Raw genomic sequence first — 24,339 nt, 5'->3', positions numbered from 1 at the left:
GCTGGCTGGTCGGCATTTTTATTTTGAAACCGCATGTTCACTGATTCGCACTGTCATCTCAACTTTCCGGAACTGGTGAGCCAGCTGCCAGCGATTCGCCAAGCCATGGCCGAGGCCAAGGTGGACCGCGCCCTGTGCATTTGCACAACGCTGGAAGAGTTCGAAGGCGTCCATGCGCTGGCCATGGCGCACGACAACTTCTGGAGCACGGTTGGCGTGCACCCGGACAACGAAGGCATCCAGGAGCCCACCGTGCAGGACCTGCTGGACCGCGCAGCCTTGCCGCGCGTAGTGGCCATCGGCGAGACGGGGCTGGATTACTACGGCATGGAAGACCGCAAGGGCGGGCGCAGCATTGCCGACCTGGAGTGGCAACGCGACCGGTTTCGCAACCACATCCGCGCAGCCCGCGCCTGTGGCAAGCCGCTGGTCATCCACACCCGCAGCGCGTCGGAAGACACCTTGGCCATCCTGCGGGAAGAGGGCGAGGACGGCGCCAGCAACCAGGCGGGCGGCGTGTTTCACTGCTTTACCGAGTCGATGGAAGTGGCGCGCGCGGCGCTGGACCGGGGCTACTACATCTCGTTCTCGGGCATCGTGACGTTCAAGAGCGCGCAGGATCTGCGCGACGTGATCGCCTACGTGCCCCTGGACCGCACGCTGATCGAGACCGACAGCCCCTACCTTGCGCCCGTGCCCTATCGCGGCAAGACCAACAGCCCGGCGTATGTGCCCTTTGTGGCCAAACAGGTGGCCACGACCAAGGGTGTGGCGATTGAGGACGTGGCGCAGGCCACGAGCCGCAATTTCGAGACGCTGTTCAAGGGGGTGACCGCATGAGCGCAGCGCCCAGCTTGTCCAGCCCAAATCTGCACCCCAGTGCACAGCATGGAGGTCTGCCAGTGAGTACGCTGCATCGCCGAAAGGCGCTGGCCGCAATGGCCGCGGGTTTGTTGATCACACCCCTGGCCCAGGCCGGGGCCTACGAAGATTTTTTTGTGGCCATCCTGCGCGACGACCCCAATGCCATTGCGGCTTTGCTGCGGCGCGGGTTCGATCCCAACACGCGCGATCCCAAAGGGCAGGTAGGCCTCGCCATCGCGCTGCACAACGGGTCGATGAAAGCGTTTGCCGCACTGTTGGCATCGCGCACGGTCAACGTGGAAGCCCGCAACGCAGAGGACGAAAGCCCGCTGATGCTGGCGGCGCTGAAGGGCAATGTCGATGCCGTGAAAGCCTTGATCGCGCGCAACGCCGACGTGAACAAGACCGGTTGGGCACCCCTGCACTACGCGGCCTCTGCCGGGTCGGCGCAGCACACGCAGATCATTGCGCTGCTGCTGGAGAACTATGCCTACATCGACGCCACGTCACCCAACGGCACGACGCCGCTGATGATGGCGGCGCACTATGGCTCGACCGCTTCCGTGCAGTTGCTGCTGGACGAAGGGGCCGACCCCACGCTCAAGAACCAGCTGGGGCTGACAGCTGCCGACTTTGCGATGCGCGTGAGCCGCACGGAGTCGGCCGCGAAGATCGCGGAGGCCATCCGGCGCCGGCAGCCGGACCGGGGCAAGTGGTAGCGGCGTGGGAGCGGTTGCTTCGCATCGGTGGCCGCAAGCAAGCCGCCAGGAGCGGTAGCACACGGCTGCGCGGCCCTTGGAGCTGAAATTTTGAATATAAATGGCCTCCAGCGCTTATCCAGTAAGCGTTGTTAGCTATTATTTTTGAACTAACTGGCTTCTGCGGGCCGTGACTGCAGGCGGGCGTACAGGCCGCCTTGCGCCATCAGCTCGGCATGGGTGCCTTGCTCGGCAATGCGCCCGCGTTCCATCACTACCACCCGGTCCGCATGTTCGATGGTGGACAGGCGGTGGGCGATCACCAGCGTGGTACGCCCCTGCATCAGGCGCTGGAGCGCGTCCTGCACCAGGCGCTCCGATTCCGTGTCGAGCGCCGAGGTGGCCTCGTCAAGGATGAGGATCGGCGCGTTCTTGTACAACGCCCGCGCAATGGCCAGCCGCTGCCGCTGACCGCCAGACAATTGCGTGGCGTTGTGGCCCACCAGGGTGTGGATGCCTTGCGGCAGTGCCGCCACGTGCGCGGCCAGGTTGGCGGCGTCCAGGCAGTCGCGCACACGCTGTTCGTCCACGCTGCGGCCCAGCGCCACGTTGGCGGCGATGGTGTCGTTGAACATGACGACATCCTGGCTCACCATCGCAAACTGCGAGCGCAGCGAGCCGAGGTCCCACTCGGGCAGGGGATGCCCGTCCACCAGAATGTCGCCGGCGCTTGGCATCACGAACCGCGGCAGAAGGTTGACCAGGGTGGTCTTGCCCGCACCCGACGGCCCCACCAGGGCCACGATCTCGCCCGGGGCCACGCGCAGGCTCAGGCGGTCGAGGGCAGGGGCGTGGTCAGGGCCGAAAGACACGGTCACATCGCGCAGTTCCAGCTCACCGCGCACGCGTTCTGCACGGTGTTGCCCACCGCTTTCCGCACCGGTGTCACCCAGCAGGGCCAGGCCGCGCTCGAGCGCCGCCACCCCCCGTGTGACGGGGCTCGCCACATCGGCCAGCCGACGGATGGGCGCGATGAGCATCAGCATGGCCGTGATGAAGGACACAAACCCACCCACCGTAACGTCCTTGGAGTCGACAGCACCCCGGCTTTGCCACAGCGCGATGCAGATCACCACCGAAAGCGCCGCAGCCGCGAGCAGTTGCGTCAACGGTGTCATCGCCGCCGAAGCAATCGTGGATTTGATCGCCAGGCGCCGGAGGCTGCCGCTCAGGCCGGCAAAACGCGCGGCTTGGCCTTCTTGCGCGCCATGCAGCCGGACCATGCGGTGCGCCAGCACGTTTTCTTCCACCACGTAGGCCAATTCGTCTGTGGCCTGCTGGCTGCTTTTGGTGAGGTGGTACAGGCGCTTGGACAGCGTCTTCATGATCCAAGCCACCCCCGGCACGACCACCGCGACGATCAAGGTGAGCTGCCAGTTGAGGTACAGCAGATACAGCAGCAGCGCGATCAGGGTGAAGCCATCGCGCGACAGGCCCATCAGCGCCTGCACCAGCAGCGTTGCGCCGGTTTGGACCTCGTAAACGACGGTGTTGGACAGCGCGCTGGCCGACTGGCGCGTGAACAGGCCCGTCTCGGCCGCGAGGACCCGGTCGAACAGCGACTGCCGCAGCTTCAGCATGCCTTCGTTGGCAATGCGGGCAAGCGCGTACTGGCCGACAAACTGCGCCACGCCCCGTACGAAGAAGATGCCCAGGATGGCCAGGGGGACCATCCACAGCTGCAAAGTGCCTTGGGTAAAACCGCGGTCGAGCAGCGGCTGCAACAGGGCAGGGATCAGGGGCTCTGTGACCGCGCCCACGAGGGTGGCCACGATGGCCAGGCCCCAGGCCACGCGTTGATTTCCGAAGTAGACCGACAAGCGCTGAAGGCGATGCGTCAGGCTGGCAGGGGGCGAGGAGGGGGTGTCGGCAGGCGCGGAGCCCGGGTCTTTGGCGTGCATGTGGGCCGAATTCTACGTTTGCGTCCGGCAGTGGCTTACAGCCACCCGTGCCGCAGCTTGTCAAAAATAGGAGCATCAATCGCAGCGGTGGCGCACAGTTTGTCACAGGGGTTTCCCCGCTGTGTGTAACATTCGGGTTTGCTTAGCGATCTCCAAAATGACATTGAACAAGCCCCCAGGCGCTTGTTCGGCCACAGCTGGATGCCAATGACCACAGATCGAATCCCATCTCAAAAATCTTATGCGGCTTTGCCGCAACCCCTGCGCCGCCACGTGCTGGCTGCGCTGGTCGCCACTCCCGCCGTTCCGGCCCTTGCGCAGTTCCGCGTCGAGGTTACGGGGGTCGGCCTAACCCAATTGCCCATTGCCATCGCGCCCTTCCGGGGCGAGGCTCAGGCCCCCCAGAAAATTTCAGCCATCGTGCAGGCGGACCTGGAGCGCAGCGGCCAATTCCGCGCGGTCGACGCGTCGGGTGTGGCTCTGGATGAAACGGCGCGTCCCGACGTCGCCCTCTGGCGGCAAAAGAGTGCGGATTCGCTGGCGACCGGCAGCATCACACGACTGCCCGACGGCCGCTTTGACATCCGCTTTCGCCTCTGGGACGTGGTCAAGGGCCAGGACCTCGGCGGCCAGAGTTTCGTTGTCACGCAGGGCGACCTGCGCCTGGTGGCGCACCGCATCGCGGATTTCATCTATGAAAAGCTCACCGGCGAGCGCGGCGTTTTTTCGACCCGCATTGCCTACGTCACCAAAACGGGCTCCCGCTACAGCCTGTGGGTGGCAGATGCCGACGGCGAAAACTCGCAGTCTGCGCTGTCGAGCCCCGAGCCCATCATTTCGCCTGCGTGGTCGCCCAACGGCGGCCAACTCGCGTATGTGTCGTTCGAGTCCCGGAAGCCAGTGGTGTATGTCCATGACGTCGCATCCGGCCGCCGCCGCCTGATTGCGAATTTCCGCGGCTCCAACAGTGCGCCAGCATGGGCTCCGGACGGGCGATCGCTGGCCGTGACACTGAGTCGCGATGGGGGCTCTCAGCTCTATACCATCGATGCCAATGGTGGCGAGCCACGCCGCCTCATGCAAAGCGCGGGCATCGATACCGAACCCGCGTACTCCGGCGACGGCCGCAGCATCTACTTCGTGAGCGACCGCGGGGGTGCCCCCCAGATCTACAAGGTGCCTGCGTCAGGCGGCAATGCAGAGCGAGTCACCTTCACCGGCAGCTACAACATCTCGCCCAGCGTGAGCCCGGACGGCCGCTGGCTGGCCTACGTTTCCCGCGTCGGTGGCGCGTTCAAGCTCTATGTGATGGACCTGGCGTCTGGCACGGCGAACGCGGTGACCGATTCGACCGCGGACGAAAACCCCAGCTTCGCCCCCAACAGCCGCCTGATCGTCTACGCAACCCAGCAGCAGGGCCGTGAAGCCCTCATGACCACGACGCTCGACGGCAAGATCAAGGCACGCCTTGCAGGCCAGGGCGGCGACATTCGCGAACCGGACTGGGGTCCGTACCAGAAGCAGTGAACTTTCAATCCTTTCTATTTATCAAGTTTTCAGGAGAATTTCGGATGATCAAACGTTTTACCCTTGCCCTTTCCGTGGTCGCACTGATGGCCGGTTGCAGTTCTGGCGTGAAGCTGGATGACGTGCCTGTCGAAGACAAAAACGCCACGTCCACGATGGGCACGAACAGTGGCGCGAACTCCGGCAACACCGCACAAAGCGGCGTGGCGGGCGTGGACTTGGGTCAGTCGGCGCGCGACGCTGCCGGCCCACAGGGCGTGGCCCGCATCGTGTACTTTGACTACGACAGCTACGTCATCAAGCCAGAGTTCCAGTCGCTGATCGAAGCGCATTCGCGCTTCATCAAGGCCGGCACCAACCGCAAGGTCATGATCGAAGGCCACACCGATGACCGTGGCGGCCGTGAGTACAACCTGGCGCTGGGTCAAAAGCGTGCTGAAGCCGTGCGCCGCTCGCTGGGCCTGCTCGGCGTGCCGGACAGCCAGGTTGAAGCCGTGAGCTTTGGCAAGGAAAAGCCTGCTGCGCAAGGCAATTCCGAAGATGCGCACGCTCAAAACCGTCGCGCTGAACTGTCCTATCGTTGATGCGCGTGCTTCCTCTGTCTTTCCCTCGCAAGGCCCTCGCGGCAGCGGCCTTGCTGGCGGCCTTGGTGCCGGCCAGCCATGCGGCGCTCTTCGAGGACGATGAAGCCCGCCGAGCGATCATCGAAATGCGCCAGCGCGTCGATGGTTTGCAGGCGTCTCAGCAACGCACTTCCGACGAAGTGCGCAGGCTGGGAGAGGACAACAGCCAGTTGCGCCGCAGCCTTCTCGATCTGCAGACGCAGATTGAGACGCTGCGTGTGGAGCAGGCCAAGTTGCGCGGGCAAAACGAGCAGCTGCTTCGGGATGCCGCGGATCTGCAGCGCCGGCAAAAAGACATCGCCCAAGGCGTGGACGACCGCCTGCGTCAGTTCGAACCGGTGAAGGTCACGGTGGATGGTCTGGAGTTCCAGGCGGACCCGGCGGAGAAACGTGACTTTGAAGCGGCGCTGGGTGTTTTCCGTTCTGGCAAGTTCACAGAGGCCGGTGCCGCGTTTGCAGCCTTTGTCCGGCAATACCCGCGCAGCGGCTACGTGCCCTCTGCCCGCTTTTGGCTCGGAAATGCGCAGTACGCGAACCGCGACTACAAGGAGTCCATCAACAACTTCAAGCAGATGTTGTCGGATGCTCCATCGCACGCCCGTGCTCCGGAGGCGGCTTTGTCGATTGCCAACTGTCAGATCGAACTCAAAGACACCCGCGCAGCCCGCAAGACCCTCGAAGATCTTGTGCGTATGTATCCGCAGTCTGAAGCCGCTATGGCGGCCAAAGAGCGGCTTTCGCGCCTGAAGTAAGCATGTCTGCCGAGGCACCTCCGGCGCCGGTATTGCCGGCTGCCGAACTCGAGCGCCGCTTTGGCGGGCTTGAGCGGCTTTACGGCGTGGCCGGTGCCGCACGCATCCGCGCAGCACATGTTGCCGTCATCGGCATCGGCGGCGTCGGGTCGTGGGCTGCGGAGGCGCTGGCGCGCAGCGGCGTGGGGCAGATCACGCTGGTCGACATGGACCATGTGGCCGAGTCCAACGTCAATCGCCAGATCCATGCGCTGACTGACACCGTCGGCCAGGCCAAGGTCTTGGCCATGCGGGACCGGATAGCGCAAATAAACCCGGCGTGCACAGTGCATTGTGTGGACGACTTCGCCACACCCGAGAACTGGCCAGGCCTGCTGCCCTACCCGGTGGACGCTGTGGTGGACGCCTGCGACCAGGTCAAGGCGAAGACGGCTATCGCCGCTTGGGCGCGTGACGAGCGCGTGCTGCACATTGCGGTGGGGGCCGCCGGGGGCAAGCGCCATGCGCACAAGGTTGATATCGAAGACCTCGCCCTGACAACGCACGATCCGCTGCTGGCGCAGTTGCGTTACCGCTTGCGCAAGCAGCATGGGGCTCCACGCGAAGGAAAGAAGATCGGCACTATCTGTGTGTTCAGCAGAGAGGCGGTGGCTGGGCCGGACGCGTCGTGCAACATCGACGGGGACGGAGATGGCTCGCTGAATTGCCATGGCTACGGCTCGGTCGTGGCGGTGACCGCGACTTTTGGCCAATGCGCCGCAGGATGGGTACTTGATCAGCTTGCCGCCGGCTTCAAAAAACGGCATAAAAAGACGTTATAATTTGAGGCTTTGCAGCAGTTAAATCAACGGCTGCAACAGGATGGGACGTTAGCTCAGTTGGTAGAGCAGCGGACTTTTAATCCGTTGGTCACAAGTTCGAATCTTGTACGTCCTACCATCCAATACGAAGGCCCTGTAGCGATACAGGGCCTTTTCTTTTGGCGCCCCGTGCTAGAGGGTGCGCTCAGATAGGTTTTACCCGTTACGAGAACGAGGAACCGTTGCCCTTGGTCGGCGCAAAAAGATCCCAGGTCGCGATGAACAAGGCCGCGATCACCGGGCCGATGACAAATCCGGTAAGGCCGAACAACGACATGCCGCCCAGGGTCGAGATCAGCACCACATAGTCCGGCATCTTGGTGTCCTTGCCCACCAGAATGGGGCGCAGCACGTTGTCCACCAGCCCGATCACGAACACACCAAACGCGATGAGCACAACCCCTTGCCATACCGCACCCGTGGCAAGGAAGTAGATGGCAACAGGCACCCAAATCAGGCCGGCGCCCACAGCGGGCAGCAGCGACAGGAATGCCATCAGCACGCCCCACAGTACAGGGCCCTGGATTCCCAGAATCCAGAAGATCATGCCGCCCAAGGCTCCTTGAGATGCGGCCACCACGATGTTGCCTTTGACCGTGGCGCGGATCACGGTGGTGAATTTGTCCACCAGCTGGCGCTTGTGCCCATCGTCCAGCGGAGTGGCATGCCCGATGCGCTGCGCGAGGCTCGAGCCGTCGCGCAGCAGGAAAAACAGCAGGTACAGCATGAGACCGAAGCTGACCACAAACTCCAGGGTGTTCTGGCCAATGCTCAGCGCCTGGCCTGCAACGAACCGGCTGGCTTGCACAGCCACCGATGAGAATTTTTCTTGCAGTTCGGTGATGGAGGTGAGATTCAAGCTGTCCAGCAGGCCCGCGGCCCAGGCGGGCAGTGCGGAGATCACTTGCTGCAGGTACAGGCCAAAGTTGAGCTGCCCGGAGCGCACCCGCTCATACACCACCGTGGCCTCCTGGATCAGTGAGATAGTAATGGCCGTCATTGGCAGGATGACAACAACCAGACACAGCCCCAGAGTACACAGCGCTGCCAGATTGGTGCGCCCGGGCATGCGCTGCAACAGCTTGCGGTGCAAAGGCGCAAACAGGATGGCCAATGTCACGCCCCAGAAGACCGCTCCATGGAACTGCCAGAGGATCGCCCCGAAGGCGATGGTCACAAGGGTCAACAACAACAAGAAGGCTTTGGACTGGGGGTGGGCGGGCTTCATAAAAGGTCGGCAGTGGAATACACGCAATGTAAGCGAGCCCTGCCACGCGGCCTGCTTTTTGCACCTGGACAACGTCGCGAATTAGGGCGGGTGCGTGTTCGGTGGCACAATTGCGCCCGCAACCAGGCCCTTCCCCAGCCACTGTCGCATCCGCCAATCGGTCAAGCCGTGTCGCGGAAGGTTTCTCAACCAGCTAATGCTTTCCCAAGGAAAGCGGAGGTCAGCGGAATATGAGCGATACGACATCCGTCTATCAAGCCTACCAAGGCAACACCTACCTCTTCGGCGGCAATGCGCCCTATGTCGAAGAGATGTACGAAAACTACCTTGCCAACCCAGGTAGCGTGCCAGACAACTGGCGCGAGTACTTTGACGCACTTCAAAACGTGCCGGCAGTGGATGGCAGCAATGCCAAGGACGTTCCGCACCTTCCCGTGATCAATGCCTTTGCCGAACGTGCAAAGCAAGGTGGCACCAAGGTCGTCGTCGCCACGGGAGCAGATTCGGAACTGGGTCGCAAGCGCACCGCCGTTCAGCAGCTGATTGCTGCGTACCGCAACGTGGGCCAACGCTGGGCCGATCTGGACCCACTCAAGCGCACCGAGCGCCCCGCGATTCCCGAACTCGAACCTTCGTTCTACGGTTTCAGCGACGCCGACCAGGAAACCGTCTTCAACATCAGCAACACGTTCTTCGGCAAGGAATCCCTGCCGTTGCGCGAACTGATCAACGCCCTGCGCGAAACCTACTGCGGCTCCATTGGCGCCGAGTACATGTACGCCACCGACCAGAACCAAAAGCGCTGGTGGCAGGAAAAGCTCGAAACCATCCGCAGCAAGCCCAGCTTCGGTGCCGAGAAGAAAAAGCACATCCTCGACCGCCTGACGGCCGCTGAAGGCCTGGAGCGCTTCCTGCACACCAAGTACGTTGGCCAGAAGCGTTTTTCCCTCGAAGGGGGCGAGAGCTTCATCGCCGCGATGGACGAGCTCATCCAGTCTGCTGGTGCCAAGGGCGTACAGGAAATCGTGATCGGCATGGCCCACCGTGGCCGTCTGAACGTGCTCGTCAACTCCCTGGGCAAGATGCCTGCGGACCTGTTCGCCGAGTTCGACCACACCGCGCCCGAAGAGCTGCCATCGGGTGACGTGAAGTACCACCAGGGCTTCAGCTCCGACGTGACGACCCCCGGCGGGCCAGTCCACCTGTCGCTGGCGTTCAACCCCTCGCACCTCGAAATCGTGAACCCGGTGGTCGAAGGCTCGGTGCGTGCCCGCATGGACCGGCGCGCCGACCTGCAAGGCAAGCAGGTGCTGCCTGTGCTGGTGCACGGCGACGCCGCCTTTGCCGGCCAGGGCGTGAACCAGGAAACCCTGGCGCTGGCGCAAACCCGTGGTTATTCCACGGGCGGCACGGTGCACATCATCATCAACAACCAGATCGGCTTTACCACCTCTGATCCGCGCGATGCACGCTCGACGCTGTATTGCACCGATATCGTGAAGATGGTCGAGTCGCCCGTATTGCACGTCAACGGTGACGATCCAGAAGCCGTCGTGCTGGCCACCCAGCTCGCCCTCGAATTCCGCATGGAATTCCAGAAGGACGTGGTCGTGGACATCATCTGCTTCCGCAAGCTGGGCCACAACGAGCAGGACACCCCCGCGCTGACGCAGCCGCTGATGTACAAGAAGATCGGCCAGCATCCCGGCACGCGCAAGCTGTACGCCGACAAGCTGGCCACGCAAGGCCTGGGCGATACGCTGGGCGACGACATGGTCAAGGCCTACCGCGCTGCCATGGATGCTGGCAAGCATACGGTCGACCCCGTGTTGACCAACTTCAAGAGCAAGTACGCTGTGGACTGGAGCCCGTTCCTGGGCAAGAAGTGGACAGACGCTGGCGATACGGCCATCCCGCTGGCCGAATGGAAGCGCCTGGCCGAGAAGATCACCACCATCCCAGAAAGCGTTACGCCGCACCAACTGGTCAAGAAGGTGTACGACGACCGCGCTGCCATGGGCCGCGGCGAGATCCCCGTGGATTGGGGCATGGGCGAGCACATGGCGTACGCGTCGCTGGTGGCTTCGGGCTATCCCGTGCGCCTGTCGGGTGAAGACTGCGGCCGTGGCACGTTCACGCACCGACACTCCGTGATCCATGACCAAAAGCGCGAGAAATGGGACATCGGTACCTACACGCCGCTGCAAAACGTGGCCGAGAACCAAGCCCCGTTCGTCGTGATCGATTCGATCCTGTCTGAAGAAGCCGTGTTGGGCTTCGAATACGGCTACGCATCCAACGACCCCAACACCCTGGTGATCTGGGAAGCGCAGTTCGGCGATTTTGCCAACGGCGCGCAGGTCGTGATCGACCAGTTCATCGCCTCGGGCGAAGTGAAGTGGGGCCGTGTGAACGGCATCACGCTGATGCTGCCCCACGGTTATGAAGGCCAGGGTCCGGAGCACAGCTCGGCGCGCCTGGAGCGCTTCATGCAGCTGTCGGCCGATGCCAACATGCAGGTGGTGCAACCCACGACGGCCAGCCAGATCTTCCACGTCCTGCGCCGCCAGATGGTGCGCGATCTGCGCAAGCCGCTGATCATCATGACGCCGAAGTCGCTGTTGCGTAACAAGGATGCGACCTCGCCGCTGTCCGAGTTCACCAAGGGCAGCTTCCAGACGGTGATTCCTGAGCAGGACGAAGCCATCGTGAAGAAGGCCGCGAAGGTCAAGCGTGTGATTGCCTGTTCCGGCAAGGTGTACTACGACCTCGTCAAGAAGCGCACCGAGCGCGAAGACGACGACGTGGCCATCATCCGCGTGGAACAGCTCTATCCGTTCCCGCACAAGGCGTTTGCCACCGAGCTCAAGAAGTACCCCAACGCCACCGACGTGGTGTGGTGCCAGGACGAGCCACAGAACCAGGGCGCCTGGTTCTTCATCCAGCACAACATCCACGAGAACATGCTCGAAGGCCAGAAGCTGGGTTACTCCGGCCGCGCGGCATCGGCATCGCCTGCCGTCGGTTATGCGCACCTGCACCAGGAACAGCAAAAGGCGCTGGTGGACGGCGCGTTCGCCAAGCTCAAGGGTTTTGTCCTGACCAAGTAAGGCCGGCTTACCCCATTCCAGAACAGAACAGACAAAACCCCATTCCGAAAGATTGATATGGCTATCGTAGAAGTCAAAGTCCCCCAGCTGTCCGAATCCGTGGCCGAAGCCACCATGCTGACGTGGAAGAAGAAGGCCGGTGAATTCGTGGCCGTGGACGAAATCCTGATCGAGATCGAAACCGACAAAGTGGTGCTGGAAGTGCCCGCGCCGTCGGCTGGCGTGTTGGCCGAAATCGTGCAAGGCGACGGCGCCACCGTGGTGGCAGAGCAGCTCATCGCCAAGATCGACACCGAAGGCAAGGCTGGCGCTGCTGCGCCTGCAGCCGCACCGGCCGCTGCAGCATCGGCACCCGCCGCTGCGGCTCCTGCAGCTGCCGCTGCGGGCGGTTCCAAGGGCGACGTCGCCATGCCAGCTGCTGCCAAGCTCCTGGCCGAGAACAACCTGTCCGCATCGGCCGTGGCCGGCACGGGCAAGGATGGCCGCGTGACCAAGGGCGACGTGCTCGGCGCAGTCGCCGGTGGTGCTGGCGGTACCGCCAAGGCAGCAGTTGCAGCCCCGAGCTCCATCCCTACCGGCGTGCCCACCAAGGCGCTGCCGCAGGTGTCGGCCCCCGCTGCCAAGGAAGACCTGAGCGGTCGCCCCGAGCAGCGCGTACCCATGAGCCGCCTGCGCGCCCGCGTGGCCGAGCGTTTGCTGCAGTCGCAGTCGACCAACGCCATCCTGACCACGTTCAATGAAGTGAACATGGCCCCGGTGATGGACCTGCGCAAGAAGTTCCAGGACTCCTTCACCAAGGAACACGGTACCAAGCTGGGCTTCATGTCCTTCTTCGTGAAGGCAGCGGTGCATGCGCTCAAGAAGTATCCCGTGCTGAATGCGTCGGTCGATGGCAACGACATCGTCTACCACGGCTATTTCGACATCGGTATCGCCGTGGGCTCTCCCCGTGGGCTGGTGGTGCCCATCCTGCGCAATGCAGACCAGATGAGCTTTGCCGACATCGAGAAGAAGATCGCCGAATTCGGCAAGAAGGCTGGCGAAGGCAAGCTGGGCATCGAAGAGATGACCGGTGGCACGTTCTCCATCTCCAACGGCGGCACCTTCGGCTCGATGATGTCCACCCCCATCATCAACCCACCGCAATCGGCCATCCTGGGCGTGCACGCCACCAAGGACCGCGCCATGGTCGAAAACGGCCAGGTCGTGGTGCGCCCGATGAACTATCTGGCCATGTCGTATGACCACCGCATCATCGACGGCCGCGAAGCCGTGCTGGGCCTGGTGGCGATGAAGGATGCGCTGGAAGACCCATCGCGCCTCCTGTTCGACATCTGAAGCGCCTGAATCGACCCACCCGCGTGGCCGGCCTCTGGCCTTGCCCGCCGGTGGGTTTTTTTCCAATGAACGATTGATTGAGTGAGACCGACATGAGCAAACAATTCGACGTGATCGTCATCGGTGGCGGCCCCGGCGGCTATATCGCCGCCATCCGCGCAGCACAACTGGGCTTCAACGTAGCCTGCATCGACGAGTGGAAGAACGAAAAGGGCGGCCCCGCACCGGGCGGCACCTGCACCAACGTGGGCTGTATTCCGTCCAAGGCGCTGCTGCAGTCGTCCGAGCATTTCGAGCACGCCAACAAGCACTTTGCCGAGCACGGCATCACGGCCAGCGACGTCAAGATGGACGTGGCCAAGATGATCGCCCGCAAGGACACCGTCGTGAAGCAGAACAACGACGGCATCCTGTACCTGTTCAAGAAGAACAAGGTCAGCTTCTTCCACGGCCGTGGCTCGTTCGTCAAAGCTGCCGAAGGCGGCTACGAGATCAAGGTGGCCGGCGCCGCCGAAGAGTCGCTGACGGCCAAGCAAATCATCATCGCCACCGGCTCCAACGCCCGTGCGCTGCCCGGCACGCCGTTCGATGAAGAGTTCGTGCTGTCCAACGACGGCGCGCTGCGCGTGGGCGCGGTGCCCAAGAAGCTCGGCCTCATCGGCTCGGGCGTGATCGGCCTGGAAATGGGCTCGGTGTGGCGCCGCCTGGGTGCCGAAGTCACCATCCTCGAAGGCCTGCCCACGTTCCTGGGCGCGGTGGACGAGCAGATCGCCAAGGAAGCCAAGAAGGCGTTCGACAAGCAGGGTCTGAAGATCGAGCTGGGCGTGAAGGTCGGCGAGATCAAGACCGGCAAGAAGGGCGTCTCCATCGCCTACACCAATGCCAAGGGCGAAGCCTTGTCGCTGGACGTGGACAAGCTCATCGTCTCCATCGGCCGCGTGCCCAACACCATCGGCCTGAACGTCGAAGCCGTGGGCCTGGCCCTTGACGAGCGCGGTGCCATCGTCGTCGATGCCGACTGCAAGACCAACTTGCCCGGCGTGTGGGCGGTGGGCGACGTGGTGCGCGGCCCGATGCTGGCGCACAAGGCCGAGGAAGAAGGCGTTGCCGTGGCCGAGCGCATTGCCGGCCAGCACGGCCACGTGAACTTCAACACCGTGCCCTGGGTCATCTACACCAGCCCCGAGATTGCATGGGTGGGCCGCACCGAGCAGCAGCTCAAGGCCGATGGCGTCAAGTACAAGGCCGGCACCTTCCCGTTCCTGGCCAACGGCCGCGCACGCGCGCTGGGCGACACGACCGGCATGGTCAAGATGCTGGCCGATGCCGAGACCGACGAAATTCTGGGTGTGCACATCGTGGGGCCGCAGGCCAGCGAGCTGATCTCTGAAGCCGTGGTGGCGATGGAGTTCAAGGCCAGCAGCGAAGACATCGCGCGCATCTGCCACGCGCACCCATCCCTGAGCGAAGCGACCAAGGAAGCGGCCCTCGCAGTCGACAAGCGCACGCTGAACTTCTGAGTTTTGAGTGAAAACAGGCTCCAGCGCTTGATCATCAAGCGCTGGTAGCTATTAAATTCATAGCACAGAGGCATTCGCTACGTGACCGTCAAACAGGCTTACCTGGCCGAACTGGCCTCCAAAGGCTATCAAAGCGACCCTGCCCAGCTGCGCGCAGTGGACGCTTTGCAGCGCTGCGCCGACGAGTGGGCTGCCTATAAGGCCCAGCGCTCCAATGCGATCAAGAAGCTGATCAACCGCCCCGATGTTCCCCGCGGTGTGTACATGTACGGCGGGGTAGGGCGCGGCAAGAGCTTCCTCATGGAGTGCTTCTTCGATGCAGTGCCCTTGAAGCGCAAGGTGCGCCTGCACTTCCATGAGTTCATGCGCGAGGTGCACCGCGAGCTGGCTGCGTTGCAGGGCACGGTGAACCCGCTTGACGTGCTGGGCGAGCGCATCTCCAAGCGCTACAAACTCATCTGCTTTGATGAGTTCCACGTGGCCGACATTACCGACGCCATGATCCTGCACCGCCTGCTGGCGGCGCTGTTTGCAAATGGCGTGGGCTTTGTCACGACGTCCAATTTCAAGCCCGATGACCTGTACCCGGGAGGCTTGCACCGCGACCGGATCTTGCCGGCGATTGCACTGCTCAATGAAAAGCTGGAAGTCGTGAATGTCGACAACGGCACCGACTACCGCAGGCGTACGCTGGAACACGTCAAGCTCTACCACACGCCGCTGGGCGCAGAGGCGGATGCCGAGATGGGCCAGGCGTTTGACAGGCTGGCCGAGGTGCACGACGAAGACCCGGTACTCCACATCGAGCAGCGCGAGATTCGCGCGCGGCGCAAGGCGGGTGGCGTGGTGTGGTTCGATTTTAGGACGCTGTGTGGCGGCCCCCGGTCGCAGAACGACTACCTGGAGATCGCCACGCAGTTCCACACGGTGCTGCTGTCCGATGTGCCCCACCTGCCTGTCAGCATGGCGTCGCCGGCGCGGCGCTTTACCTGGCTGGTCGACGTGCTGTACGACCGTCGCGTCAAGCTCATCATGTCGGCCGCCGTGGCGCCAGAAGAGCTCTATACCGAAGGGCCCCTGGCGCATGAGTTTCCGCGCACAGTCTCGCGCCTCAACGAGATGCAATCCAAGGAGTTCCTGGCCCTGGAACGCCGTGACGTGGATACGGGACTGACATGAAACACATAGTGCTTTCGCTGGCCGGGCTACTGGCTTTTGCCGTGCCGGGCTCCAATGCCTCGGCGCAGCCAGCCCCTGCGGCCCAGGCGTCTGCGTCAACCCCGGGTGATGAATCTGCCCGTACAGCCGCGGCGGCGACTCTGCGCAAGGCGGAGCACGACCGCATCCGCCGCGAGCGAGAAGCCATCAAAGCCCAGCGCGTCAGCGACGAGGCGGTGTGCTACCAACGCTTTGCTGTTGAAGATTGTCTGAAAGTCGTGCGCGAGCGCGTGCGCGATGCAGAGAGCCGCTTGCGCGCGCAAGAGATCGAACTCAACGACGCCGAGCGCAAGGAAAAGGCGGCAGAGCGCCGCCAGTCCATCGAAGAGAAACAGCGCGCCGTGCCCGCGAGCGCCCCCGCCGCCGATGGGCCCGGTGCGGTGGTGCGCAAGTCTGGCGCCGACCCACAGGCCACCAAGGCGCAACGCGATCACGACGCGGAACAGCGGGCGCAGCAGCAACGCAGCCGCGCGCAGACCCAGGCGCAGGAGCAGGCAAGCCGCTCGTCCGAAAACGCACAGCGTGCTGCCGAAGCCCGGGCCCGCCATGCGGAAACCTTAAAGGCCGCTGAGGAGCGCCGCGCACGTGTGGAAAAGGCCCAGGCGGACGCGGCGGCCGAGGGGCGCAAGCCTGCTGCGCCGTTGCCAGCTCCGGCGGCGAGCCGATAGGGGGAGTCGATGGGGGAGCAATGCGCACCCTGGGGCTTATGTTCGGTGACGACGCCTCAGGTCCAAGCGACTTCAGAGAGATAGCGACTTAACCCAACCCTAGAGCCACCACGATGGCCGTGGCTGCGCAATAGGAGAGGGTGTCGGGGGCAGGCGCGGGGCAGCGCGGGGCAGGGAGCAGATGCCAGTGTCGCTACCGACCGCCGGCAAGACAAGGCGCACGCGTCAGAGCGGAACTCCCTGCTCCTGCCGTCAGGGCCGGCCAGCGTCGGTGGGCGCAAGCCGCGCGACTGGTTTTTCTTCCACCAGAGCCTCGATCTTGACGATCACCAGCGACAGGTTGTCGCCGCCGCCGCGGGCCCGCGAGCGGGCTTTTTCGATCAGGAACTCCGTGGCTTCGCGGGGCGTGAGCGAGTCCACGACCGAGCCGAGTTCGGTCGGCGAGAAGTAGTGCCATACGCCATCGCTGCACGCCATGAGCACATCGCCCGGCTGCAGTTGGGGAATCACGTGGGTGGTGACAGGCGGGTCGCTTTCCGTGCCCAGGCAGCCGACCAGGATGTTCGAGTGCGGGTGGTTGTTGGCTTCGGCCTCAGTCAGCTCACCGCGGTCCACCAGGGCCTGAACGTAGGAGTGGTCGCTGGTGCGAGACAGCATGCGAGCACCCTGGAAGTGGTAGATCCGCGAGTCCCCTGCATGCACCCAGTGGCAGTCGCCGCGGGGGTTGATCAGGAACGCGGCGATCGTGCTGTGGGGCTCCTGCTCGGCCGAGATCGCCGTGAGGCGGATGACGATGTGCGCCTCTTCCACCATGCTCTTGAGCATGGCCACTGGGTCGTCGGTATCGGGCGAGTAACGCTCGAAGAGTTGGCGGGCGGTCATCATGACCTGGTCCGAGGCCTTGCGTCCGCCGCTGCGGCCGCCCATGCCATCGGCGAGGACACCCAGCACGCAGCCGTTGTGCCGTTCGTGCGAGATCAGGGTGACCTGATCTTGCTGGTACTCCCGGTCACCCTTGTGGATGCCGGTGGACGCAATGAGGCGAAACGCTTTGGTCATGCTGGTGATTGTGGGGGCGCGTACGCAAACAGCCGTCGCGGGAGGCGGGCCAAACGCGTATTATCCGCCCGCCTGTGGCATTTTTGCCATCCACGGCAGCCACGCCTTGAACCCCAACCACCATTCGCCCCACCGGCAGCTCATTGCCTTGCGCATCGACCATGCGGATCTGGACGCCCTGATTGACCGAAGCGTCTCCCAGTGCAGGCCTGACGAGCTGGTGCTTCGCCGCCTGAAGAAACACCGTCTTGCGCTGTGCGATGCGATGGACCGGCTCGCCAGGGACCTGGTGCCACCAGAGCCCGCCTGATGGCCCTGGTCGATATGGTTCGGGAGGTGTTCGCTCCCGGCGGCATGCTGGCGCGGGCCGATGCGCACTTCCAGCCCCGAGAGGGACAGACGCAGATGGCGATTGCCGTGGCCGAGACCGTGGAGCGCGGTGGCGCGCTGGTGGTCGAGGCGGGCACGGGCGTGGGCAAAACTTACTCGTATCTGGTGCCTGCGCTCCTCAGCGGCGAGCGGGTACTGTTGTCCACGGCCACCAAGGCTCTGCAGGACCAGCTTTTTGCGCGCGACCTGCCGGGCTTGGCGCAGACGCTAGGCATCCCTGTGCGCATGGCGCTGCTGAAAGGGCGGGCCAGCTACCTGTGCCTTCATCGCATGGAGCAGGCACGCCACGACGCATTTGCCCAGGACCGCGGTGTGGCGCGCGTGCTGGCCAAAGTCGAAGCGTGGTCACATGCCACGCGATCTGGGGATTTGGCCGAACTGACCGGGCTGGACGAACGCTCGCCGGTGATCCCGCTGGTCACGTCCACCCGCGAGAACTGCCTCGGATCGCAATGCCCCCGTTTTCGCGAATGCCACGTGCACCTGGCACGGCGCGAGGCGCTGGCCGCAGACATCGTGGTCATCAACCACCATCTTTTCTTTGCCGATATGGCGGTGCGCGAGTCGGGCATGGCCGAACTCTTGCCATCGGTGCGGGTGGTGGTATTTGATGAAGCCCACCAGATCAATGAGACGGGGGTGCAGTTTCTGGGCACCCAGTTGTCGACCGGGCAATTGGCTGATTTCGCCCGCGACGTGTTGGCGGCGGGGCTTCAGCACGCCCGCGGCCTGTGCGATTGGGCGCGTGTGGCACAGGGCCTGGACCACGCCGCACACGATTTGCGGCAGACCGCTGGCGAGCTGCGCACAGGGGCCCGGCTGCGCTGGCTGGCCGAAGTCCCAGATGGTGTTCAAGAAGGCGCTTGGCAATCCGCGCTGCGCGCTGTGGCGCTGGCCTGCGCCCAGGCACAGGACGCACTCGATATGGTCAGTGAGATCGCCCCCGACTTCGGGCGTCTGTACGAACGCGGCCGGGAGCTGCTGGCCCGGCTGGCCCGGTTTTCAGGGCCCGCGGGCCCGGACGTGGTGCGCTGGGTGGATGTAGGCGGGCAATTGCGGCTCATCGAGTCGCCGCTGGACATTGCAGAGACCATGCGCACGCGTCTGCTGGCCGCACCCGCAGAGCCGGCGGAGGACGATGGCTGGCCTGCCGAGTCAGCCGGGGAACCCCAGAGGGCTTGGGTGTTTACGTCAGCTACTTTGGGGGACGACGACCAGTTGAGCTGGTTTACCGAGCGGGCAGGGCTGCAGGATGCGCGCATCCTGCGGGTTGCAAGTCCGTTTGACTATGCTGCCCAGGCGGCTTTGTATGTACCGCGTCATTTGCCGTCGCCCGCCGACCCATCACACAGTGATGTTCTTGGTCGGTGGCTGGTGCCAGCCATCGAGCAATTGGGCGGACGAACCCTCGTGCTGACCACGACGCTCAAAGCTTTGCGCACGATTGGTGAGGTGCTCAAGGCGCGGTTTGCCGCATCCGGCAACGTGGAGGTGCTGGTGCAGGGCGAATGGCCCAAGCGGCGCCTGATGGAACGGTTTCGTGAGGGGACTGACCACGGGCAACCCGGCTGCGTGCTTGTGGCCTCGGCGACATTCTGGGAGGGGTTTGATGTGCCGGGCGACGCGCTGCAACTCGTCGTCATCGACAAGCTGCCGTTTCCGCCCCCCGGGGATCCATTGGTGGAGGCGCGCACCCAGCGCATCGAGCAATCGGGCGGAAAGGCATTCAAGTCGTATGCCCTGCCCGAAGCGGCCGTGGCACTCAAACAGGGGGCGGGGCGCCTGATCCGGCGTGAAACTGATCAGGGGATTCTGGTGGTGGGTGACACGCGCCTGGTCACCATGGGTTACGGCAAGCGCCTGCTGGCAGCGTTGCCGCCGATGCGGCGCCTTCAGGAACCGCAGGAATTTGACTCGGCGTTGCTGGCGCTTACCAGAACTTCCACCACGGGTCCGACTTCTCTTTGAGGCCGTTGCCGCGCAGGTAGGCGCTTTGGGGGTATGTGGTGTCCATCACGCGGCGAGCGTCGTCGCGCAGTTGCGTCATTCCCAGGGCGTCATAGGACTGCACCAGGATGTACAAGGCCTCTTCCAGCGCGGGCACGCCTTGGTAGTCGGCCACCGCCACTTGCGCTCGGCCGATGGCTGCCACATAGGCGCCACGCTGGAAGTAATAGCGCGCCACATGCACTTCGTACTGCGCCAGCGAATTCACGATGTACGTCATGCGCTGGCGCGCGTCCTGCGCATAGCGCGAATCGGGGAAACGGGTAGAGAGTTCGCTGAAGGACTCAAACGAATCCTTGGCGGCTTTCTGGTCACGCTCAGACAGATCCTGGCGCGAGATGAAAGAGAACAAGCCTAGGTTGTCGTTGAAGTTCACGAGCCCTTTGAGATACAGCGCGTAGTCCAGCGCGGGGCTCGCCGGGTGCAGCTTCATGAAGCGGTCGAGCGTGGCGATGGCCTGGGCCTTTTCACCGGCCTTGTAGTGGGAGTAGGCCTTGTCGATCTGCGCCTGCTGTGCAAGCGGCGTGCCGGCAGCACGGCCTTCGAGCTTTTCCAGCAGCGGAACCGCCTTGTCGTAGGCGCCGCTGTTCATTTCGTCCTTGGCTTCGGAGTGGATGCGGTTGGGGCTCCATCCCGCCGTTTTGTCTACAGTCGTATTGGAGCAGGCAGACAGCAGGCCAGCCACCAGCAGGGCGGAAACGAGGGGCAGTGGAGCACGCAGCATCATCGCAAGCAGCTTTCAGCAAAAGAGGAACAGGGGGCGCAGGGTATCCGGGCGGGCCCCGGGGGCCCAAGCGCCTAGGGCATCCCGGCGCGCGCAGCAGGGCATTGTACCGGGGGTGTATCTGTCAAGAGGTGTTTCAAGCCCCGCTTGCGCGTCGGGAGGGCTGCCGGCCTTTCTACAATGCTCCCATGTTTGTTCACCTGCGCCTGCACACCGAATTTTCCGTCGTCGACGGTACCAACCGGATCGATGAGGTGGCCAAGGCCGCCGCCAAGGATGGTCAACCCGCGCTGGCCATCACCGACCTCAACAACCTCTTTGGCGCCATCAAGTTCTACAAGGAGGCGCGAGGCAAGGGCGTAAAACCATTGCTGGGCGCCGAGATCAATGTCGCCTCGGAGTCCGGCGGGCCCGCGCGCATGGTGCTGCTGGTGCAGAACAAGCAGGGATATCTGAACCTGTGCGAACTGCTGGCGCGCGCGTGGACACGCAATGTGGTGAAGAACGTGCCCGTTTGCACCTGGGACTGGCTGCGTGAACTGGGCGAGGGCCTGATCGCCCTGGCCGGCGCCCAGGCAGGCCCGGTGGGGCAGGCCTTGATCAAGGGTGACGACGCTGGCGCGGCCAACGTGGCGCTGGAGCTGGCGGGGATTTTCCCCCACCGCTTTTACATGGAGATTCAGCGTGCGGGCCGTCCGGACGACGAGCCCCACGTGATTGCCGCCGTGCAGCTGGCGGCGCGCCTCAATCTGCCGGTGGTGGCCACGCACCCGGTCCAATTTGCGACCGCCGAAGATTACGAAGCCCACGAAGCGCGCATCTGTATTGCCGAAGGCGAGATTCTGGCCAACCAGCGCCGGGTGCGCAAGTTCACGCGCGAGCAGTATTTCAAGTCCAGTGCCGAGATGGAGGCCCTGTTTGCCGATGTGCCCACGGCGATCACGAACACGCTGGAGGTGGCCAAGCGCTGCAACCTGACCCTGGTGCTGGGCAAGCCGCAGCTGCCCGATTTTCCAACGCCCAACGGCATGCCGGCCGACGAATACTTTCGCTATGCGTCGTTTGAAGGGCTGGAAGCGCGCTTGAAGCACCTCTTCCCCGACGAGGCCAAGCGCGACAAGGAGCGCCCACGCTATGTGGAGCGCCTGGAGTTCGAGCTGGGCACCATCCTCAAGATGGGCTTTCCGGGCTACTTTCTCATCGTTGGGGACTTCATCCAGTGGGCCAAGGCCAACGGCTGCCCGGTGGGGCCGGGCCGGGGATCGGGTGCGGGCTCGCTGGTGGCCTACGCACTCAAGATCACCGACCTGGACCCGCTCGAATACAACCTGCTGTTTGAGCGTTTCCTGAACCCGGAGCGGGTATCGATGCCCGACTTCGACATCGACTTTTGCCAGTCCAACCGCGACCGCGTGATCGACTATGTCAAGGACAAGTACGGCAAGAACGCGGTGAGCCAGATCGCCACCTTCGGGACCATGGCGGCCAAGGCGGCCATCCGCGACGTGGGCCGTGTGATGGACATGAGCTACATGTTCTGCGATGGGATTTCCAAGCTCGTGCCCGGCAAGCCCGGCATGTCCTACACCCTGGCGTACCCCCCCGAGGTGAAGAAAGAAGGCGACAAGAACAACTACGCGCTGGAGCTTGAGCCCATGCTCTATGAGCGCGTGCGCAAGGAAGAAGACGTCAAGACCATCATCGAGATGGCGCAAAAACTCGAGGGCATGACCCGCAATATCGGCATGCATGCCGGGGGCGTGCTGATCGCGCCGGGCAAGCTCACCGATTTTTGCCCGCTGTACCAGCAGCCCGGCAGCGAGTCGGCTGTGAGCCAGTACGACAAGGACGATGTGGAAGCCATCGGCCTGGTGAAGTTCGACTTCTTGGGCCTGGCCACGCTCACGATCCTGGAGATCGCGCGCGAATTCATCATGAAGCGCCACAAGGGTCAGGAGAACTTCTCATACGAGAACATTCCGCTCGACGATGGGCCCACTTACCGGCTGTTTTCCGAAGGCAAGACCGAGGCGGTGTTCCAGTTTGAAAGCCGCGGCATGCAAGGCATGTTGAAAGAGGCACGCCCGAGCCGTCTGGAAGATTTGATCGCGCTGAATGCGCTGTACCGCCCCGGTCCCATGGACCTGATTCCCACCTTCGTGAACCGCAAGCACGGCAAGGAGCCGGTGGAGTATCCGCATCCGCTGGTGGAGCCTGTGCTGGCCGAAACCTACGGGATCATGGTCTACCAGGAGCAAGTGATGCAGACCGCCCAGGTGCTGGGCGGCTACAGCCTGGGCGGGGCCGACATGCTGCGCCGGGCCATGGGCAAGAAGAAGGCCGAGGAGATGGCCGAGCACCGCGAGATTTTCCGCAAGGGTGCTGCCGAGAAGGGCATTGGCCAGGAGAAGGCCGACGAAGTGTTCGACTTGATGGAGAAGTTCGCGGGGTACGGCTTCAACAAGTCGCACGCTGCCGCGTATTCTTTGCTCGCGTACCACACCGGCTGGCTGAAGGTGCACTACACGGCCGAGTTCTTCTGCGCCAACATGACCGTGGAAATGGACGACACCGACAAGCTCAAGGTGCTGTTCGAGGATGCGCAGAAGATGGGGCTCTCGTTTGAGCCGCCGGATGTCAACCGGGGCTTTTATCGGTTCGAGCCTGTCACCGACAAGATCATTCGTTATGGCTTGGGCGCCGTCAAAGGCGCAGGCCAGCAGGCAGTCGAAGCGATCATTGCCTCCCGCGAGGGGCGTGGCGAGGGCCCGCAAGGCTCCACCATCGGCCCGTTCAAGAGCCTATTCGATTTCTGCCTGCGTGTGGACAAGGCCCGCATGAACAAGCGGTCCGTGGAGGCCTTGATCAAGGCCGGCGCCTTCGACTCGATCAACATGAACCGCGCTGCGATGGTGGCATCCATCGACCGGGCTTTTGACTTTGCAGCCGCCACGCTGGCAAATGTCAACCAGGGCGGCCTGTTTGACATGATGGGCGACGACGCCCATGGCTCTAGCACGCAGGAGCCCGAACTGGTCGACGCGCTGCCCTGGGGCATCAAGGAGCGCCTCCTGCTTGAGAAGACTGCCGTAGGGTTCTACCTCTCTGGTCACCTTTTCGATGAGGTGGCGACCGAGGTGCGGCGTTTCGTGCGCACGTCGATCGACGAGTTGCTCGACAGCCGCGAACCTCAGGTGCTGGCCGGGATCATCAGCGACTTTCGCGTCATCAACGGCCAGCGTGGCAAGCTGGGCCTCTTCAAGCTCGAAGACAAATCTGGCGTGATTGAGGCGTCCGCCGACGAGGCGCTGCTCAATACCTACCGCAACCAGCTCAAGGAAGACGAATTTGTCGTCATGGTGGGGCGCTTGCAGCTCGACCATTTCAGCGGCGGCCTTCGGGTGAAGGTGCAACAGGTGTGGGACTTGGCCGGAGCGCGTTGCCGATTTGGCAAATACCTGCATGTGATCGTCGGCGAGAAAGGCCCGGACGTCCCACGCCTGGTGCGGGAATTTCCGCCCCGCCGAGAGGAGGTATTGGAGGGCGACCCCCTCACGCACGGCCTGCGTGTGCGCATGGGCGTGCGCTGCACCGCCGAGGGGGCTGCCGCCGTAGCGGAACTGCAACTCGGCGAAAGCGCGCGTTTCTACCCCACCGACGCTGCGCTGGCGGCCTGGACGGCCCAGGTGGGCACCGGTTCGGCGACCGTGGTGTACGACCACGGGTGAGGCGATGGGGCATGGCCTTGAAAAAAACAGGATCAACGCCAGATTTCTCTCGCGGCAGTAGGTC

Annotated in this window: 18 protein-coding genes and 1 tRNA gene; 15 read left to right on the top strand and 4 right to left on the bottom strand. The window is 63.5% G+C overall.

The features are described 5' to 3' along the window. The first annotated feature begins 33 nt into the window (after window positions 1-33). Window positions 34-840, top strand: a complete 807-nt coding sequence (locus tag ACSQ3Q_RS13565) for a TatD family hydrolase (RefSeq protein WP_436134892.1) — start codon at window positions 34-36, stop codon at window positions 838-840. Window positions 841-938: 98 nt separating this feature from the next. After that, window positions 939-1,583, top strand: coding sequence for an ankyrin repeat domain-containing protein (locus ACSQ3Q_RS13560; protein ID WP_436137001.1), 645 nt, complete (start codon window positions 939-941; stop codon window positions 1,581-1,583). Window positions 1,584-1,732: 149 nt separating this feature from the next. Here ACSQ3Q_RS13560 and msbA read toward each other — a convergent pair whose 3' ends face one another. Further along, the gene (gene msbA / locus ACSQ3Q_RS13555; RefSeq protein WP_436134891.1) at window positions 1,733-3,523 is read right to left on the bottom strand and encodes a lipid A export permease/ATP-binding protein MsbA; all 1,791 of its coding nucleotides are present in this window, start codon (window positions 3,521-3,523) and stop codon (window positions 1,733-1,735) included. A gap of 207 nt (window positions 3,524-3,730) precedes the next feature. Here msbA and tolB point away from each other — a divergent pair, with 207 nt between their 5' ends. The 5 genes from tolB to ACSQ3Q_RS13530 all read left to right on the top strand — a co-directional run bounded on the left by tolB (window position 3,731) and on the right by ACSQ3Q_RS13530 (window position 7,364). Beyond that, on the top strand, window positions 3,731-5,050 hold the full coding sequence (tolB, locus tag ACSQ3Q_RS13550) for a Tol-Pal system beta propeller repeat protein TolB (RefSeq protein ID WP_436134890.1): 1,320 nt from the start codon (window positions 3,731-3,733) through the stop codon (window positions 5,048-5,050). A 44-nt stretch (window positions 5,051-5,094) separates the two neighbouring features. After that, a complete protein-coding gene (gene pal / locus ACSQ3Q_RS13545) occupies window positions 5,095-5,634 on the top strand; it encodes a peptidoglycan-associated lipoprotein Pal (protein ID WP_436134889.1) in 540 nt (179 codons plus the stop codon). Beyond that, window positions 5,634-6,425 (top strand): tol-pal system protein YbgF, encoded by a 792-nt coding sequence (ybgF, locus tag ACSQ3Q_RS13540; RefSeq protein ID WP_436134888.1) that lies wholly within the window; start codon window positions 5,634-5,636, stop codon window positions 6,423-6,425. Before pal ends, ybgF begins: the two co-directional genes overlap by 1 nt. Before the next feature lie 2 nt (window positions 6,426-6,427). Next, window positions 6,428-7,246, top strand: a complete 819-nt coding sequence (locus tag ACSQ3Q_RS13535) for a tRNA threonylcarbamoyladenosine dehydratase (protein ID WP_436134887.1) — start codon at window positions 6,428-6,430, stop codon at window positions 7,244-7,246. 42 nt (window positions 7,247-7,288) lie between these two features. Beyond that, window positions 7,289-7,364, top strand: a tRNA-Lys gene (locus tag ACSQ3Q_RS13530). Window positions 7,365-7,448: 84 nt separating this feature from the next. Here the strand turns inward: ACSQ3Q_RS13530 and ACSQ3Q_RS13525 are convergent. Continuing rightward, a complete protein-coding gene (locus tag ACSQ3Q_RS13525) occupies window positions 7,449-8,513 on the bottom strand; it encodes an AI-2E family transporter (RefSeq protein ID WP_436134886.1) in 1,065 nt (354 codons plus the stop codon). A 230-nt stretch (window positions 8,514-8,743) separates the two neighbouring features. Between ACSQ3Q_RS13525 and ACSQ3Q_RS13520 the strand changes: the two genes are divergently transcribed. The 5 genes from ACSQ3Q_RS13520 (at window position 8,744) to ACSQ3Q_RS13500 (ending at window position 16,367) form a co-directional block, all read left to right on the top strand. Continuing rightward, window positions 8,744-11,623 carry a 2-oxoglutarate dehydrogenase E1 component gene (locus ACSQ3Q_RS13520; protein WP_436134885.1) on the top strand — a complete coding sequence of 960 codons (2,880 nt, stop codon included), beginning with the start codon at window positions 8,744-8,746 and terminating at the stop codon, window positions 11,621-11,623. 57 nt (window positions 11,624-11,680) lie between these two features. Next, window positions 11,681-12,961, top strand: a complete 1,281-nt coding sequence (odhB, locus tag ACSQ3Q_RS13515) for a 2-oxoglutarate dehydrogenase complex dihydrolipoyllysine-residue succinyltransferase (RefSeq protein ID WP_436134884.1) — start codon at window positions 11,681-11,683, stop codon at window positions 12,959-12,961. A gap of 92 nt (window positions 12,962-13,053) precedes the next feature. Then, window positions 13,054-14,481: a dihydrolipoyl dehydrogenase gene (gene lpdA, locus ACSQ3Q_RS13510; RefSeq protein ID WP_436134883.1), complete on the top strand. Its 1,428-nt coding sequence runs from the start codon at window positions 13,054-13,056 to the stop codon at window positions 14,479-14,481. Between the two features lie 81 nt (window positions 14,482-14,562). Further along, window positions 14,563-15,660, top strand: a complete 1,098-nt coding sequence (gene zapE / locus ACSQ3Q_RS13505) for a cell division protein ZapE (protein WP_436134882.1) — start codon at window positions 14,563-14,565, stop codon at window positions 15,658-15,660. Further along, the gene (locus ACSQ3Q_RS13500) at window positions 15,657-16,367 is read left to right on the top strand and encodes a hypothetical protein (RefSeq protein ID WP_436134881.1); all 711 of its coding nucleotides are present in this window, start codon (window positions 15,657-15,659) and stop codon (window positions 16,365-16,367) included. Before zapE ends, ACSQ3Q_RS13500 begins: the two co-directional genes overlap by 4 nt. A gap of 252 nt (window positions 16,368-16,619) precedes the next feature. On the opposite strand, the gene ACSQ3Q_RS13495 is transcribed toward ACSQ3Q_RS13500, so the two are convergent. Then, window positions 16,620-17,426, bottom strand: coding sequence for a PP2C family protein-serine/threonine phosphatase (locus ACSQ3Q_RS13495; RefSeq protein WP_436134880.1), 807 nt, complete (start codon window positions 17,424-17,426; stop codon window positions 16,620-16,622). Between ACSQ3Q_RS13495 and ACSQ3Q_RS13490 the strand changes: the two genes are divergently transcribed. Beyond that, window positions 17,425-17,736, top strand: coding sequence for a YdcH family protein (locus ACSQ3Q_RS13490; protein ID WP_436134879.1), 312 nt, complete (start codon window positions 17,425-17,427; stop codon window positions 17,734-17,736). The two genes, ACSQ3Q_RS13495 and ACSQ3Q_RS13490, sit on opposite strands and share 2 nt — an antisense overlap. Continuing rightward, window positions 17,736-19,784, top strand: a complete 2,049-nt coding sequence (locus ACSQ3Q_RS13485; protein WP_436134878.1) for an ATP-dependent DNA helicase — start codon at window positions 17,736-17,738, stop codon at window positions 19,782-19,784. Before ACSQ3Q_RS13490 ends, ACSQ3Q_RS13485 begins: the two co-directional genes overlap by 1 nt. Here ACSQ3Q_RS13485 and ACSQ3Q_RS13480 read toward each other — a convergent pair. Next, entirely contained in the window at window positions 19,747-20,547 is an 801-nt protein-coding gene (locus ACSQ3Q_RS13480; RefSeq protein ID WP_436134877.1) for an outer membrane protein assembly factor BamD, read from the bottom strand. The two genes, ACSQ3Q_RS13485 and ACSQ3Q_RS13480, sit on opposite strands and share 38 nt — an antisense overlap. A gap of 188 nt (window positions 20,548-20,735) precedes the next feature. On the opposite strand from ACSQ3Q_RS13480, the gene dnaE reads away from it, so the two are divergent. After that, a complete protein-coding gene (dnaE, locus tag ACSQ3Q_RS13475; RefSeq protein ID WP_436134876.1) occupies window positions 20,736-24,275 on the top strand; it encodes a DNA polymerase III subunit alpha in 3,540 nt (1,179 codons plus the stop codon). Window positions 24,276-24,339: the final 64 nt, after the last annotated feature.

This window comes from Acidovorax sp. LjRoot129 (genome assembly GCF_964253765.1).
Lineage (GTDB): Bacteria > Pseudomonadota > Gammaproteobacteria > Burkholderiales > Burkholderiaceae_C > Acidovorax.
The sequence above is the reverse complement of the archived record's forward strand: the minus strand, read 5'-3'. Positions and strand labels throughout refer to the sequence as shown.